This is a genomic window from uncultured Senegalimassilia sp. (genome assembly GCF_934630535.1).
Classification (GTDB): Bacteria; Actinomycetota; Coriobacteriia; order Coriobacteriales; family Eggerthellaceae; genus Senegalimassilia.
Genome location: NZ_CAKTVU010000008.1, coordinates 1 through 14,101 on the forward strand (window position 1 = coordinate 1; position 14,101 = coordinate 14,101).

Below are 14,101 nucleotides of genomic sequence, written 5' to 3' on the forward strand. Positions count from 1 at the left end.
CGGCCCGCCCGCGCGCCTGAAATTTCCCGTTAGAGCAGTCATATGGAGTTCCCTCCGTCGTCCCTACATCGTGGGGAAGGTGAGGTAGCTGCCTCCGACCAGGCCGATTGCGGCCATGGCGCCGCCGAGGGCGATGACCCAGACCGCGCCCTCCTGGGCCTGCGCGTCGTGGGCCTTGCCGCCGGAGACCCAGCGGAAGACGCCCACGGCGGCGGTGATTCCGCCGACGAAGGTGAGGATCTGCCAGAGGTAGTTCAGGAGCTGGTTGAAGAAAGCCATGTTGGGGTTTTCCCTTCTGTTGTCGCGGCGCCGCCCGTATGGCGTTGGCGCCCTGTTGACCCGCCGCGGCGGGTGAGATATGTCGACCGCCGGGGTCTCCCCCGCCGGGGGTCTCCTACATGAAGAACTCGGGGTCGAAGAACGCGCGGGCCTCCTCGATGCGCCAGCGCATCTCCTCGACCTCGGCGCGGTGCGCGCGCTCGCGCTCGCACTTGCGGTCCCAGTTCCAGTCGTCCAGGTTGAACTCGCCGACCTCGCGCAGCTCGTGGTAGCGCGGGTGGTCGATCGTCCTGTACTTCTTGTCGAGGAACGGGAAGGCGTTCTTGATGAACACGATGCAGTCGTCGCCGCTGAACTTCTCGGGGTTGTTGCCGAGGTCGGCGGCGGCCATGAGCTCCTTGCCGATCTTGTTCTCGCTCTCGGACCACGATCCCTGGCGGCCGTGCGACTCGCTGCGGTTGCGGACCGTGGCGGTGAACTTGCCCAGGCGCTCGGAGATCTTCTTGTTGGTCTCGAGGTCGCAGCGCCCGAGGAACAGCGTCGTGTCGCAGTTGCCCTCGATGATGTCGGCGTTGTCCTTGTACATCTTCTTGAGCTGCGTGACCGATTGCAGGATGGCCGTGATGTAGATCCAGCGCGAGCGCAGGGTCGCGATCTTGACGTCGAGGTCGGGGATGCGGCCGATGTTGGCGAGCTCGTCGAGGATGCAGTTCACGGGGATCTTGCAGTGCGAGCCGGGGTTCTTGTCGGCGATGGCCGTGTTGACGTCGAACAGCTGGTAGAGCAGCATCGCCAGGATGAAGTTGAACGTCTTGTCGGTATCGGACATGACCAGGAAGAACGCCGTGGGCTCCTGGCCGATCATCTCCAGCTCCAGCTCGTCCTCGCTGAAGAACTCGCGGACCGCCGAGACGGCGAACGGCGCCAGGCGGACGTTGCACGACGCGATGACCGAGGCCTCGGTCTCCGGCGAGCCGGAGGTGGACTTGAAGCCCTTGTACTGCTTGATGACGAAGTACTCCTCGGAGGCCTGCGCGGCGGCCTCGTCGCCGCCGTGGTTGGCGACGATCCACTCCTCGAAGCCCTGGAAGCCGTCCTCGGCGGTCGTGCCGAGCATGATGATGTCAAGCGGCGTCTTGGTCTGGCTGGGGTTGTCCTTGCCGGCGAGCTGGAGCAGGTCGAGCATCTGCGGGAACGTCTGGTACTGCGGCTGGTCGGCGTAGAAGTAGAAGAGGTATCCCATGAGCGCCATGTAAAGCTGCCTCTCGGCCTTGACGAAGAAGTCCTCCTTCTCGGCCTCGGCGTTGCCCGACGTGTTCTCCACCAGCAGGTTGACGATCTGCATGATCGAGGTGGAGTCCTGGAGGTAGAGCAGCGGGTTGTAGTGCATCGATTGGTTGATCTGGTCGGGCTTGGTGTTGACGACCTTGAGCTTGTAGCCGTGGCGCAGGAAGAAGTTGCCGTACTGCTTGAGCGTGTCGCCCTTGGGGTCGGTCGTAACGATCGAGCTGTTGAGCTGGAGCAGGTTGGGGCCGACGAAGTTGAAGGTCTTGCCCGATCCGGAGCCTCCGAGCACGTAGACGTGCTTGTTGCGCTCGAGCGCCGGGTCCGGGATCTTGGACATCTGGAGCTCGGCGCGCTCGGACAGGATGATGTTGTCGTCCTCGATCTTCTCGACGTAGTCGGGCTTGGGGTTGGACACCTTGTTCGTCATGCCGAGCCTGGCCTTGATGAAGTCCTTCGGGTTGTTGCGGGCGAAGCGCAGCGCGTCGCGGGTGCGCTGCGGGATGCGGATGGGAACGCGCTTCACGGTCGAGGTGTGCGCGAACTGCTGCATCTCGTCGTCTCGCGCCCAGCGCTGGTTGCCGTACTCCTCGCCGCGCAGCTTCTTCTGCTCCTCGCGCTCGCCGGTCCAGTCGTATTTGGTCATGGCCACCAGCGCGATGGCGCCGAAGGCCAGGAAGAAGAACGGCATCGTGCGGGAGTCGAGGTAGAACGGGTCTTGCAGGATCACGGCCCACTCGGCGACGGTGTGGTTGGAGCCGACGGTGAGCGGGTTGTCGATGAACCAGGCGGCGATGCGGTTGAACATCCAGCCGCACAGCGTGCCGCCGAGGATGAGATAAAGGAATCCCCTGAGGGTGCGCATTGGCCTACTCCTCTTCCGCGGCGCGGCCGCCATCGTCGGGCGCCGCGGCGCGGTGGTAGTGCTTGCCGCCCTCGGCCTCGTCGCCGGGCAACCCGGTCGCGGCGTCGGCCATGGGCATCGACAGGGCGAAGAACGTCTTGAGTCGCATCGAGGCGCTGTCGAGCACGCGGTCCGCGATGGGCCCCTGCTCGGAGCGGGCGGGCGGGAACATGGCGAGGAACCCGTCGAGCTCGGCGATGGGGTAGGACCAGCGCGATCCCGCGAGCTTCGTGTAGTTGTAGTCCATGTGGGCCATCGCGCGGTCGAGGTAGCTTTCCTCGCCGTCCACGTACCTGTTGCCCTTGATGGCGCCCGCGAGCGCCGCGCATCCGCGCGGGTCGGACGGGGCGGTGCGGGCGCACAGAAGGACCTCATGGACGTCGAGCGGGTTGACGCGGAAGCCGTCGCGGTCCTCGCCGCCGTCGCGGATGGACGCGAGCTCGCCGTCGAGCGCGCAGTACCCGATGACGCAGGCGAGCAGGCGGCGCTCAGCCTGCTCGAGGTATTCCCTCGTGTAGCCGTACTCGCGGGCCGTCTCGGGGAACGCGCTGCGGGTGACGGCCGACGAGAGCGGCGAATAGTATTCAGGGTTGTCGCCGAACTCGAGGACGCCGTCGGCGTCGTATCTGAACGTGTCGGAGCTGCCGCGCGCGACGATCTCGTCGGCCATCGTCGCGCAGGAGGCGGCCAGGGTCTCAAGGTCGATCATCGGTGCATCCCCTCGTTGCGCGCGGGCATGGAGGGCTGCATCTTGCTCTCGGCGATCTTCTTGGCCGCCTTCGTCTGTCCGACAGGGGACTCAGGCGAGGCGGCCCGGGAGTTTCCCAAGGCCTCGCTGAGCAGCGCGGCGTTTTTCTCGGCGGCCGCGGCCTGCTTCGGGTCGATCTTCTTCTTGTTCTCGGAGATGAAGCAGCCGCGGTCGATGGCGGCCTCGAGCACCATGCCGGGCGCGGCCGCGAACGCGGCCCCCTCGGCCTTCATCTCGTTGTAGAACTCCTTGCTGCCGTCCGAGCCGGTCTTCCAGAGCTCGGGTCCCTGGGTGGCATCGACTTCGGCGCTGGCGACGGGGCGGCCGTTGCGGGTGCATTCGAAGGAGGCCTTGTTCTCGTTGTCCGGGTCGAGGGTCACGCGATACTGCTCTCGGGAGTGGCCGCCGGCCGACCCGACCCAGCTGTTGCGGCCGTCGCCGGTGCGCTCGAACTCCCAGTTGATGCCGTTGCGCTTGAAGGCGCGGGGATAGCGGTCCTGGTCGTCGCGCTCGATGCCGCGCGCGCACTCCTCGAGCTCCTTGCGGTCCATGCCGAAGGACTCGACGCCGATGTTGACGAGCGCCTGGGTCATGATGTCCATGTCCCGGCCCTGGATGCCGATGGAGACCGCGGGACTTCCGTCCATGGGGTTGACGGTGTCGAATACGGAGAACTTCACTCCGTGGTTCATGAGTTCGCGCTTGAGCTTCTGGATGTCCTCGCGATTGTCGGCGACCGCCCCGGGGAAGACCATGGCCTCGCGGTACTGGTCCGGGTTCTGGGCGCGCACGGTCTCGGCGGAGACGATGCCCTTCTCGCCGCGGCCGTCGATCGCGTTCGCGGCCCCGTGCGTGAGGGCGCGGGCGAATCTCGCCGGTATGCGGTCGTTCCTGTTGCCGGCCGCGCGGGCTCGCCGCGCCTGGGCCAGGCCTTCGAGCAGGTACTTGATGATTTCTGAGGCTGATTGCACGGCTGCCGTGCCGGTCCTGAACGCGAGCTGTACCGCCTCGTCTTCTGCTGCCATTTCTTCTGACCCCTTCTGTAGAGCAGGTATGGATATGGGCCTGCTGGGGTCAGGTGGCGTGGCCGGGGTCGGCGGAAGGTCAGGTGGTGAGGTCGATGCAGTCGGCAGGCCGGACCATCGACGGTGGCATTATAACCGTTTGCGGGCGTTCCTATTCAGTCGATTTCCGCCGGTTCGGGATGACGGCGGGGTCGACCCCGACGAGCCTGGCGACGGAGTCGCGCGTTATCTTGCGGTGCCCCCGCTCGGGGGTCCATTGCCTGAGGTCCCCCGACTTGACGAACCTCTTGACGGTCGACGCGCTGACGCCCAGGAAGGCGCACGTCTCCTTGACGGTCAGGAATCTCGGCAGAGCCGCCAGGTCCTCGATGACTGAGCTCATTGCCCCTCCTCGGCATCCATGACGGCGGACAGCGGGAGCTCCGCGTAGAGGCAGAGCTGGACGATCTCGAGCCCGTCGAGCGCGGGTGCGGCGCGCGACGCCGTGGAGAGCCCGAGCAGCCTCAGGACCTTGGGCAGCGGTATCCCCGTGCCGCGGACGATGTCGAGCGCCGTGTCGCCGGTTTCCGCGAGCGCCGCGGCGAGCGCGTCCATGTGTATGCCGTCTTGTCTGTTCATGTCGGAAGCCTTCCCGTTCCGTGTTCCGATACCGAAAGTATCGGGGCCGTATCGACCCCCGACGGGAACAGTATAGGAACGGGGGGATGGCGCGCGGTGCGATACTGGGCCGCACGGGGTAGAAAGGCCCCGCGCGTTTCGACACGGAAGGAAGTGATGCGTTCGATGAGGTCGAGGGTTCCGGAGAAGTCCGAGCTGGCGGCGCAGCTCAAGCGCTACCGCTACGATGCGGGGCTGAAGGGCGATGAGGCGGGAGCGGTCATCGGCAAGAAGGCCACGACGGTGTACAAGTACGAGGCCGGGACCCTGTGGGTGTCGCCGGGGGACCTTCGGGCGCTGCTCAACGAGTACGGCGTGAACATGGTCACGGCCTTCACCGAGATCGGCGACCCGAGGGCGGGCGGCAGGAAGAAGGACGAGTCGGCCCTGCGCTGGCGCAAGATGCGGACCTACTACGACATGATGGGCCCGGCCAAGCAGAGGACCCTGCTCGACGTCGCGCGGGCGATGGCCGAGGATTTCTGATCCTCGCGCGCGCATGTGCATATGGGCGGCCGCACACCGTCATATATTCGCATATGTATATTGGTGCATCTATGCATTTGCGCAGGTATGCGCCTGCGTATTTTTGCGGATCAAGCCTTGCGCGGCAGGGCGCGGGCGCATGACGGCGCCTCGACGGCCTCGTCCTCGGCGATGGACGGCGCCCTCATGGCATGGGCGTCGGTGTCGATCCAATGCTCCCCGGTCTCGGGGTCGTCGTGCTCGGCGAAGCGGTGGGCGGCATGCCCGACGTCCTCGAACGGGCTGCGGGTGCTGACGAGGTAGCGGCGGCGCGCCTGGGTGCCTATATGCCCCATGGGCGATTCGATATCGAACCAGGGCTGGAACATCTTCGGCATCGTGACGCAGCACACGTTGTCCTGCGGGTCGTAGAGGTGGAGCCTGCCGTCCTGGCCGAGCGCGACGGAATATCCCTCGGGCACGGCGACGTAGTTCACGACGCTGCAATGCGTGCGCGAGGTGTCGACCTCGTCCATGGTGTAGCCGAGCTGGTGGGGCGGGATGAACGCGTTGTACGTGACGTATTCGGGGTGCTCGCGGATCTGCTCGGGCGTGAAGCACATCTCGACGGCGCCGGGCACGTCGACGTCGCCCGTCATGTAGAAGGTGTCGTAGAGCGTGCCGACTACGGCGATCTCCGCGGTGTAGCCCTCCTCGACCACATGGGTCGAGGCCTCGTGTGCGTTGTAGAGGTCCGACCAGCGCCTCATGAGGTCGCTGGACTTGACGAGCTCGGGGTCGAAGTACCTGTCCCCGGGGCGGTAGATCTCCTCGTCGGGGATGTCGCGCTTCGATTTGAAAAGGCCCATGGTGGTCGCTCCTTGGATGACGGCGCGGCGGGATGCCGCGCCCTGCCGATTATCCGCCCGCCCCGCGTCGCGCGCAATGCGCTCTTCCCGTATGGGAAACCGAACGCGGTGCAGGTTCATATACGCACATATACCCAAACGCATACATGCGCATTCGCGCATTTTATCATTTACGTATATATGCGCAGTCGCGGGCACGCGCCTGCGCATCTGCCCGCGCCGCGGCCTAGCCGCACGCGAGCGATTCCCAGGAGATGATCTTCACCGTCCGCATCGCCTCGGCATCGGGTAGGGGCTCTTCTTCCGGCCCCTTCTTTTCCTGGCCCCGGATGAGCGCCGGCAACTCGGCGCCGGGCCCGTCGTATCCTTCGGGCAGCGCCATGACCTCGTTGACGGTATCGACGCTCGCGCGCAGGTTCTCCGGGCTGGAGCTCACGTAGATCCTCAGCGTGAAGGAGGGGTCCGTGTGCCCGAGCCAGCTGGACACGGTCTTCGGGTTGACCCCGGACATGATGAGCTCGGTGGCGAAGGTGTGTCGCAGGCGGTGCAGGCCGCACTTCCCGCCGCCGATGTCGAACGTCCGGACGAACGTCCTGAACAGCTGGTTGGCGTATCTCGGCACCATGAACGCGCCGTCGATGTCGCCGACGACGAAGATGTCGTCCGTGAACGGGACGCCGGCCTCGCGGCAGCGGGCCTCCTGCTCCGCCCGGCGGCGCTCCAGCCCCTCCATGAGCCCGTCCGCGACCGGCAGCGCCCTCACGCCGGCCGGGCTCTTCGGCGCCTTGAGGTAGCCGTTGGAGGATGGCAGCGTGCCGATGGCGCTGGTGATGCGCACCATGCGGCGGTTGAGATCGACGTTCGCCCAGCGCAGGGCGCAGATCTCCCCGCATCTTAGGCCCGCGAACAGGGCGAGCCTCACTATCGTATCGAGCGGGCCGCGGATGCACGGGAGGGCGGCGAGCAGCGCGTTCTTCTCTTCGGCGGAGAGCGCGCGGGGAAGCGGGCGGTCGTGCTTGGGCGAGCGGATCCTGCGCAGGTCGAGCGGGGTCCGGAGCATTCTGAAGCTGGCGAGCTCGAGGGTTTCCCTGACCGTCCAGAGCATGAGGTTCACGGTCTCGGAGCAGTACCCGTCCTCGACGAGCGAGTCGACGTAGAGCTGGACGTCCTGGGCGGTGACCCTGTCAACGGGAATCTCCCCCAGGTCGCCCATGAGCCTGACGTGGCGGCAATAGCCGGCATGCGTCGACTTCTCGATGGCGCAGACGGCGAGCGCATGGTCGATGTCGTCCTGCCTGAGCTCCCCGACCGTGGGCATATGGCCCTCCGTCGCCTCGATGGCTTCGGCCCGCCGCTCGTCTTCCGGGTCGCGGGGGAGGTTGTAGAGGTATTCGGCCGCAAGGTGCTCGGCTTCCGCACGGCTCGCCGCCGTCCCGATCGTGGCCCACTTGCGATCGCCCTTGTGCTCGGCGTCGTAGACCGCGCGGTAGCTCATCCTCCACGACCCGCCGCGGCGGGCGAGGGAGACCCTTTCGTAGTGCATGTCGCTCACTCCTTCCGATCGTCGTGTGCGAGCCTGAGCCCGTAGAGCGTGCATCCGGCGCCCACGATGCGCAGCAGCTCGTTCGTGTCGCTCCTGAGGTGTTCCACGTCGCGGCGGCGGCCGTTCTTCTCGAGCAGCAGCCTGGATCCGGCCGAGGCGGCCCAGGAGCGCGGCGCGTCGCCGAGCCATGCCGGCAGCCGCGTCTCGAAGGGCTCCGGGTATGCGGCGAAGAAGTTCGGCTCGCCGATGCTCTCCCGCCAGATCCCGCGGACGGTGACGGTCATGCGCTCCGCATCGAGGTCGTCGGCGAGTATCCCGCAGATCTCGCCGGGCTTGAGGCCGCATCCGAGGGTGAGCCCGATGGCCGCGGCGGAGTGCCCCGATCCGGATGCGGCGAGGGCCCGCGCGGCCTTGAGGCCTGCCGGGGAGATAGGGCGCTTCTTCCTGGGCGGCCGGGGCACGTCGAACGGGACCTCCGAGAAGGGATTGGAGGCGCACAGCCCGTCGGCGATCGCATGCCTGCCGGCGGAGGCGCAGATGGTCTTGAGCCGGTAGCAGCGCACGCGCGAGGTGCCGCGGGCCTCGGCCGCCTCGAGCGCGGCCGCCGCCTCGGCGGGGCTTATCGAGTCGAGGCCGCATCCCGCGACCGCCTCGAGGGCCCTGCACTCCTTGCGGTAGTGGGCGATAGTCTTCTTGGCGGTCCCCTTGGCCGCCAGGATCTCGAAGTAGCGGTCCAGCGCCTCGGCGAGCGTGCACGCCTTCGGCCCCGGCAGGGACGCGAGCGCCGCCGCGCGCGCCCCGTCCGCGCTTTCCGCCCGGAACCTCCTTCGCAGCCTCTTGCGCGACGCGTCGATGATGTCAACCTCCCACACGCCGCATCTGAGCTCCCTGACCGATCTTATCCTTGATTCCGGCAACGTGCCGCCTCCCTTCGCATGATGTGGAAACGTGCCTCCCGGATGGCTCGAGATGGCTCCGGGGGCGGTTATTTCGATGGAGACAGGGTAATTCGACCTATCGCCCACATGAACGGCAATTTATGCTTCTAGCAGCGTAGATGTCGGAATGTGTTTGATGATTTGATACGGGATGGTGACGAGATGACCGGAAATGGAACCGCAGGACGTCAGCAGATCCTGCTGGTCGACGGCTATAACGTGTTGCGTTCGGGGCCGCGTTATCAAGAGGCGTTCGCGCATCCCGACTATACCGACGATGCGTTCAACACGGCGCGCGAGCGTCTGATCAACGACGTCATCAACTTCGCAGGCCGTGAATACAAGGCCGTCATCGTCTTCGACGGCGGCGACAACCAGTTCTCCACCGGCGAGGTTGAGACCATCGGCGGCGTGCGCATTATGTTCAGCCCCGCCGGCACCTCGGCCGATAAGGTCATCGAGAAGCTGGCCCACGACGCGCGCGTGCGCAACGTGGAAACCATGGTGGTCACCTCCGACGCCACCATCCAAGACACCGTGTTCGGCGGCGGCATCGACCGCATGTCGGCCAACGGATTCTCGCGCGAGGTGGGCATGTACTACGAGGACGTGCACCTCGATGAAACGCCGAAAGTGGCGCTCAAGCGCACGCTCGGTGACCGGATTAAACCGGACGTCCTGGAAAAGCTCAAAGCCATGCGCGACGGCGCATAACGGCTTTCCCAGCTAGCTGACCAGGGGATTCACGAAACGAAACGGCCTTGCCCGAACAGCGATCGATTCACGTGCGAAGTTCAGGCAAGGCCGTTTTCGTTTTGGATGTCTGTCGTTTAGAACGCCGGGCGCATTCATAACGCCAACCTGGTTATCGCCGTTGCTGCATGCGGTCGTCTTTGAACAGGCGACATCCTTGAATTGACACCACCCCTATAGTTCTGGACGGTTTTGCAGGTTTCGGGGTCATTTTTTGCCATGAGTTGCGAGTTCTGGGTGGTTTTAACGCTTAGATTTACGGTTGCGTCGATAAAACCCCAGGTCAGCATTGCTCCAAAGTGCACTTTAGCCTGCAAAACCGCCCAGAAGATTCTGTTCGGCGGTATTCGGCGCCAGCAAATCGTTCTCATTGGGAGATCGGCCAAGTGGTTCCCGAAACATGGCCGAACTGGTGGTTTGCGTCCTGCAAACGAAAGCGCCCCTTTCGGGGCGCTTCGCTATTCCTTCGTGCTGTCCAGGTGCTCTTTTGCCAGGTAGATGGGGCGGCGCTTGTTCTCGATGTAGTCGCGGCCCAGGTATTCGCCGATCACTCCCAGCACGGCCAGCTGCAGGCCGCCGAACAGAAGGATCAGGCAGGCCAGCGTGGGGTAGCCCGGGGCGTTCGTCCCGTACAGCAGATACTCGGCAAGCACCGACAGCAGGTATATCACCGCCGCGACGGCGCAGATGCTGCCCAGCCACACCGCGATCTTGAGCGGCCAGGTGGTGAACCCGAAGATGCCCGTGGCGGCGTAGCGGAACAGCTTCTTGAACGACCACTTGCTGGTGCCGGCGGCGCGCTGCTCGGCCTCGTAGGGGATCTCAAGCGTATTGAAGCCGATCCAAGCGAACAGGCCCTTGCTGAAGCGCTCGCGCTCGGGCAATGCGAGCAGCGCATCGCGCACGGGGCGGCGGAACACGCGGAAATCGCTGACGTTTGCGGGGATGGAGATGTCGTCGGCCATGCCGTTGAACGTGCGGTAGAACGCGCGTTTGAACAGCTTCAGCACGAAGCCCTCTTTGCGGTCGACCTGGCACGCGGCCACGCAGTCGACGTCGGCGTTCTCCATGAGCAGGCGGTACATGCGCAGCGCGTCGTGGGGCGTTTGCTGCATGTCGGCGTCGATAAGGCAGATGTTGTTGCCGCGTGCCGCCTGCATGCCGGCATACAACGCCGATTCCTTCCCGAAGTTGCGCGAGAAATCGATGGCCTGCACGGCGTGCTTCCCGCGCGCGGATTCCACCACGCGCCGCAAAAGCTGCGCGGTGCCGTCTTGGCTGCCGTCGTTCACGAACACGATCTCGATGGACACGCCGGCCTGCTCGAAGCACTCGGTGGCCGTTTTGTAGAACAGCGGGATGTTGTCCGCCTCGTTGTAGCAGGGGACCACCAGCGTCAGGTCGTACAGGGCGTCGCTCATGTGTTCGTTCCAATCTAGCGTTGCCGCCGCTTCCCCTGTGCCGGGTGCGGCGTCGTTTTGCAAGGCATATCCGAGCTAACCGCTCGATTATTCGCCATCTCGCAACATGCTACGCCTGCGCGCCGCTATGCGCCATACGGCGAACAGCGTAACGGACGCAATGCCCACAACCGCGCCAGGGACAAGTCCGGGCGTGAAGTAGCGCAGCTCGACGACGTTGTCACCGGTTTGCACCGGTATCCCCATCAGCCCGTCGTAGGCCGCCTGCAGCTCGACGGGTTGGCCGTTGACCGTGGCGGTCCAGCCGTCCTCGTAGGGTTGGCTGATCACGAGCGTCTCGTCGTGATCGGCGGTGAACGTCGCAGCAATCCGCCCGTTCTCGTACGCGGAAAGGGCAAAACCGTCGGAATCGACGCGCGACAGCTGGTTTTGCAGGTAATCCAAATCAAGCACCTGGGCCTTGACCACCTCTTCGGCACTAGGCTGGTACAGCGCTTCGTCAACGGTGGTCGTGGAGCCGTCATCGTGGTACGCCACCTGCGCCGTGTTGGCGGGCGTAAGCTTCACCGTAACCGTTTGACCTGCGGAAACGGTGCCGACGTACACGATATTGCAGGACCCGCGCCGCCCGACGGCCTGCACGTCGGCACCGTCAACGTTCAAGCTGCAGGCGATGCCGCCCTCGTAATAGATGTCGTCCAGATACAAGGTGGGGAAGAACAGCAGCAGCGGTCCGTCGGTTCGCGCCGTGATGGCGAACTGCCTGCTGGCGTCGTCGGCGCTTGCGCTCGCGTTCCCGTCGGCAGCTGCGTTCGCGTCGCCGGTCTCGGTCTCGTCCGCGTCGTGCACGTCCGGGGCGGTGAACAGGCCCTCCGCCGCGCTCTCGTCAAGCCCGGCCGCGTCGGCCAGCATGGAAGCCTGGTTCGCGAAGGGGTCGTCGCTCCAGCTCACCTGGGTGGTTCCCGTGGTTCCCCAGCCAAGCGGCAGCGCAAGTTCGTTGTGCCAGGCGCGCCAGCTTTCGCGCGGCACGGCGGAGTGGTCGGCCTGCGCGGCCGCCGGCTGCCCGTCGTCGATGATGTTGGTGACGCCGAGCAGCGCATCGGCCACGGTGTTCGGGCTCATATAGTAGGTGCCGAACGGCGTGACCTTGCTATAGCCCAGGTTGCGCAGCAGCTCCTGGATGCGCGTTTCCTGCGTGGAAGAGTAGTGGTCGAAGGTGCTGTACGCAAGCATAAGCGCCATGTTGTCCGAGCCGTTGTCCTTGCTGCCGCCGCAACCGCCGTTGCACCAGTACGCGCTGGTATTGCCCACGCGCGCGAAGCCGTCCCGCCCGACGCTGAGCGTGGTGTACGTATCCTCAAGGCTGGTCAGGTCCTCGGTGTACCCGCTGACGGTATAGATGCATTTCCTCAGCTGCGCTTGCGCGTCGTCCGTCTGCTCGCCGACGAACGCCGTCACCAGGAGCGCGCACAACGCGCAGGTCGCGGCTTTGGGCATAGCGGTGCGCTCGGCGGGGGCGTGCGCCCGCTGGCCGCCGCCGGCCCCTGTTCCGGCAAGCGCCAAGGCGGCTATCAACGCGGTGAAGCCCGCGATCAGGAGGCACTCGAGGACGACAAGCTCGTCTTTTTGCGGCAGCGCATGCTTTACGAACCGCAGAAACGCCGCGGAAACGGCAAAGGCAGCCAACACGATACCGCCGCCGACGGCCGCGCGCACGCCGGCGGTTCGCGCAGGCAGGCGGCGCAGCGCAAGCAGGCTTTCGGCAGCCAGCATGACCAGCACCAGCAGGATGGCGAATCCGTTGCGGTTGGTGTACGAGCTTTCCGCCACGAAACCTGCCCATATGGTGGTAAGCGGCGGCAGGACAAGGCTTGCAAGCATGATGGCGGCGAACACGCCGCCCGCCACGCGATCGCGCCCGGTGATGGCCTTGTTAGCGAAGAACGTGCCCGCGCCCACAAGGGCGAACGCCGATATCACCACAGCCGGTCGGTTGGCCTGCGTGGTGATGCCGGGTGTGGTCCCGATGCAGAACAGGTCGGGCACGGCGAGCGGGTTGCGGGCCAGGCCCGTTTCGAACGCAAGCGAGGCCAGTCCCGCGTGCGCACCCTTGCCGCGCAAAAGCGACAGCGCCGTGGGCAGCAGCGCCACCATGCCCGCGCCCACGGCAAGCGACATGACGGCGGCGAAGCGTCCGCAGGTTCGCAGGCGACGTCCGCGCAGCTCGGTGCGACGCGCCAGTTCATAGAGGAAATACAGCACGCACAGCAGGCACACCATATATCCCGTGTACCAGTTGAACCAGATGGCGCCCGCCGCGGCGGCGAACAGGCCGGCGCACGAGCGGCGCTGGACAAGGCGCCACACGCCCAGCAGCGCGCACGGCGCCATGATCACGCCGTCAAGCCACATGATGTTGCTTGCATAGCCCAAAACGTAGGAGGAAAGCGCATAGGCGCAAGAAAGCAGCACCAGCGCTCCCTGGCTCGTTGCCGGTGCCGCCGCGGCCAAGGAGCGCGCCTCGCTCCAGGTGGCCGCTTCAGGGGCGAGAAAGCGCCCGCGCAGAAAGCCCAGGCACGCCGCCGCGCAGGCCGGTATCTTCAGCAACGTCAGCCACGAGAGCAGCTGCGGCACGGTTTCGGGCGTGAAAAACCACGCCAGCAGATTGAAGGGGCTCGACAGGTAATAAGTGAACAGACTGAACATGCCACCGCCAAGGCCGGCCGCGTTGCTGTACAGCAGGTTGCCCTGGCCGTGCATCACCTGGATGAGCCATCCGAAGTAATCGGCGTATTGCACCGGCATGTCGTGCACCATCACCGACACGTCGCCGAACGGGTAGATGCCCAGCAGGGCGAACGTGACAAGCAGTATGGCGAACGGGATGGCAAGGGCGGAGGCGTAGCATATGGCAGGCGACGCCCACGCGCGGAGCGCGGGACGCCGGGCCTTATCGGCGTTGCGAGCGATGTCCATAGAAGGAAAGGGTCCTTTCGGGTAGCGGCCCTTCGAGGGGCTGCAGTCGATACTACTTGGAGTCAAGTCGGGGAACAACCCCAAGCAGGCGGATACCATATTAGGCGAAGCGCGGGCAGCGTTTGGCTGCCGCTTGCGGGAACCGCCCTTGCCGCTCTGCGTCGGCGGTTCTTCGCAGGCGAAGGCGTCGCCGTGACGGCTGCGCGGTGCAGGCTGCCGGCGTCGCCGGAATCGCCATC

13 protein-coding genes are annotated in these 14,101 nt (G+C 65.5%); 2 read left to right on the top strand and 11 right to left on the bottom strand.

Annotated elements, in window-relative coordinates:
* Positions 1 to 63: 63 nt before the first annotated feature.
* From Q0D52_RS05965 to Q0D52_RS05990, 6 genes are all read right to left on the bottom strand, one after another.
* Positions 64 to 279, bottom strand: coding sequence for a hypothetical protein (locus tag Q0D52_RS05965; RefSeq protein ID WP_015540155.1), 216 nt, complete (start codon positions 277 to 279; stop codon positions 64 to 66).
* Positions 280 to 394: 115 nt separating this feature from the next.
* Positions 395 to 2,428 carry a VirD4-like conjugal transfer protein, CD1115 family gene (locus Q0D52_RS05970; protein ID WP_294380900.1) on the bottom strand — a complete coding sequence of 678 codons (2,034 nt, stop codon included), beginning with the start codon at positions 2,426 to 2,428 and terminating at the stop codon, positions 395 to 397.
* A gap of 4 nt (positions 2,429 to 2,432) precedes the next feature.
* Complete coding sequence (locus Q0D52_RS05975) at positions 2,433 to 3,176, bottom strand: hypothetical protein (RefSeq protein WP_294380902.1); 744 nt, start codon at positions 3,174 to 3,176, stop codon at positions 2,433 to 2,435.
* A complete protein-coding gene (locus tag Q0D52_RS05980; protein ID WP_294380904.1) occupies positions 3,173 to 4,240 on the bottom strand; it encodes a hypothetical protein in 1,068 nt (355 codons plus the stop codon). Before Q0D52_RS05980 ends, Q0D52_RS05975 begins: the two co-directional genes overlap by 4 nt.
* Positions 4,241 to 4,391: 151 nt before the next feature.
* Complete coding sequence (locus Q0D52_RS05985; protein ID WP_117716748.1) at positions 4,392 to 4,622, bottom strand: helix-turn-helix domain-containing protein; 231 nt, start codon at positions 4,620 to 4,622, stop codon at positions 4,392 to 4,394.
* Positions 4,619 to 4,858 carry a hypothetical protein gene (locus Q0D52_RS05990; RefSeq protein WP_114513439.1) on the bottom strand — a complete coding sequence of 80 codons (240 nt, stop codon included), beginning with the start codon at positions 4,856 to 4,858 and terminating at the stop codon, positions 4,619 to 4,621. Before Q0D52_RS05990 ends, Q0D52_RS05985 begins: the two co-directional genes overlap by 4 nt.
* A gap of 165 nt (positions 4,859 to 5,023) precedes the next feature.
* Here Q0D52_RS05990 and Q0D52_RS05995 point away from each other — a divergent pair, with 165 nt between their 5' ends.
* Positions 5,024 to 5,383 (top strand): helix-turn-helix transcriptional regulator, encoded by a 360-nt coding sequence (locus Q0D52_RS05995; RefSeq protein ID WP_181872912.1) that lies wholly within the window; start codon positions 5,024 to 5,026, stop codon positions 5,381 to 5,383.
* A 110-nt stretch (positions 5,384 to 5,493) separates the two neighbouring features.
* Here Q0D52_RS05995 and Q0D52_RS06000 read toward each other — a convergent pair whose 3' ends face one another.
* From Q0D52_RS06000 to Q0D52_RS06010, 3 genes are all read right to left on the bottom strand, one after another.
* Entirely contained in the window at positions 5,494 to 6,231 is a 738-nt protein-coding gene (locus Q0D52_RS06000) for a hypothetical protein (RefSeq protein ID WP_294380918.1), read from the bottom strand.
* Positions 6,232 to 6,457: 226 nt separating this feature from the next.
* Complete coding sequence (locus tag Q0D52_RS06005) at positions 6,458 to 7,774, bottom strand: site-specific integrase (RefSeq protein WP_294380920.1); 1,317 nt, start codon at positions 7,772 to 7,774, stop codon at positions 6,458 to 6,460.
* Positions 7,775 to 7,779: 5 nt separating this feature from the next.
* Positions 7,780 to 8,691 (bottom strand): hypothetical protein, encoded by a 912-nt coding sequence (locus Q0D52_RS06010; protein WP_294380923.1) that lies wholly within the window; start codon positions 8,689 to 8,691, stop codon positions 7,780 to 7,782.
* Positions 8,692 to 8,874: 183 nt separating this feature from the next.
* On the opposite strand from Q0D52_RS06010, the gene Q0D52_RS06015 reads away from it, so the two are divergent.
* Positions 8,875 to 9,426, top strand: a complete 552-nt coding sequence (locus tag Q0D52_RS06015) for an NYN domain-containing protein (protein ID WP_294380925.1) — start codon at positions 8,875 to 8,877, stop codon at positions 9,424 to 9,426.
* A gap of 497 nt (positions 9,427 to 9,923) precedes the next feature.
* Here the strand turns inward: Q0D52_RS06015 and Q0D52_RS06020 are convergent, their stop codons facing one another.
* Both Q0D52_RS06020 and Q0D52_RS06025 read right to left on the bottom strand, forming a co-directional pair.
* Complete coding sequence (locus tag Q0D52_RS06020) at positions 9,924 to 10,886, bottom strand: glycosyltransferase family 2 protein (RefSeq protein ID WP_294380927.1); 963 nt, start codon at positions 10,884 to 10,886, stop codon at positions 9,924 to 9,926.
* Between the two features lie 87 nt (positions 10,887 to 10,973).
* Entirely contained in the window at positions 10,974 to 13,862 is a 2,889-nt protein-coding gene (locus tag Q0D52_RS06025; protein WP_294380928.1) for a YfhO family protein, read from the bottom strand.
* Positions 13,863 to 14,101 lie beyond the last annotated feature (239 nt).

What these genes read in the sequence shown, in the direction of transcription:
- Q0D52_RS05965 (WP_015540155.1), bottom strand. Translation starts at nt 279, where the DNA reads ATGGCTTTCTTCAACCAGCTCCTGAACTACCTCTGGCAGATCCTCACC.
- Q0D52_RS05970 (WP_294380900.1), bottom strand. Translation starts at nt 2,428, where the DNA reads ATGCGCACCCTCAGGGGATTCCTTTATCTCATCCTCGGCGGCACGCTG.
- Q0D52_RS05975 (WP_294380902.1), bottom strand. Translation starts at nt 3,176, where the DNA reads ATGATCGACCTTGAGACCCTGGCCGCCTCCTGCGCGACGATGGCCGAC.
- Q0D52_RS05980 (WP_294380904.1), bottom strand. Translation starts at nt 4,240, where the DNA reads ATGGCAGCAGAAGACGAGGCGGTACAGCTCGCGTTCAGGACCGGCACG.
- Q0D52_RS05985 (WP_117716748.1), bottom strand. Translation starts at nt 4,622, where the DNA reads ATGAGCTCAGTCATCGAGGACCTGGCGGCTCTGCCGAGATTCCTGACC.
- Q0D52_RS05990 (WP_114513439.1), bottom strand. Translation starts at nt 4,858, where the DNA reads ATGAACAGACAAGACGGCATACACATGGACGCGCTCGCCGCGGCGCTC.
- Q0D52_RS05995 (WP_181872912.1), top strand. Translation starts at nt 5,024, where the DNA reads ATGAGGTCGAGGGTTCCGGAGAAGTCCGAGCTGGCGGCGCAGCTCAAG.
- Q0D52_RS06000 (WP_294380918.1), bottom strand. Translation starts at nt 6,231, where the DNA reads ATGGGCCTTTTCAAATCGAAGCGCGACATCCCCGACGAGGAGATCTAC.
- Q0D52_RS06005 (WP_294380920.1), bottom strand. Translation starts at nt 7,774, where the DNA reads ATGCACTACGAAAGGGTCTCCCTCGCCCGCCGCGGCGGGTCGTGGAGG.
- Q0D52_RS06015 (WP_294380925.1), top strand. Translation starts at nt 8,875, where the DNA reads ATGACCGGAAATGGAACCGCAGGACGTCAGCAGATCCTGCTGGTCGAC.
- Q0D52_RS06020 (WP_294380927.1), bottom strand. Translation starts at nt 10,886, where the DNA reads ATGAGCGACGCCCTGTACGACCTGACGCTGGTGGTCCCCTGCTACAAC.
- Q0D52_RS06025 (WP_294380928.1), bottom strand. Translation starts at nt 13,862, where the DNA reads ATGGACATCGCTCGCAACGCCGATAAGGCCCGGCGTCCCGCGCTCCGC.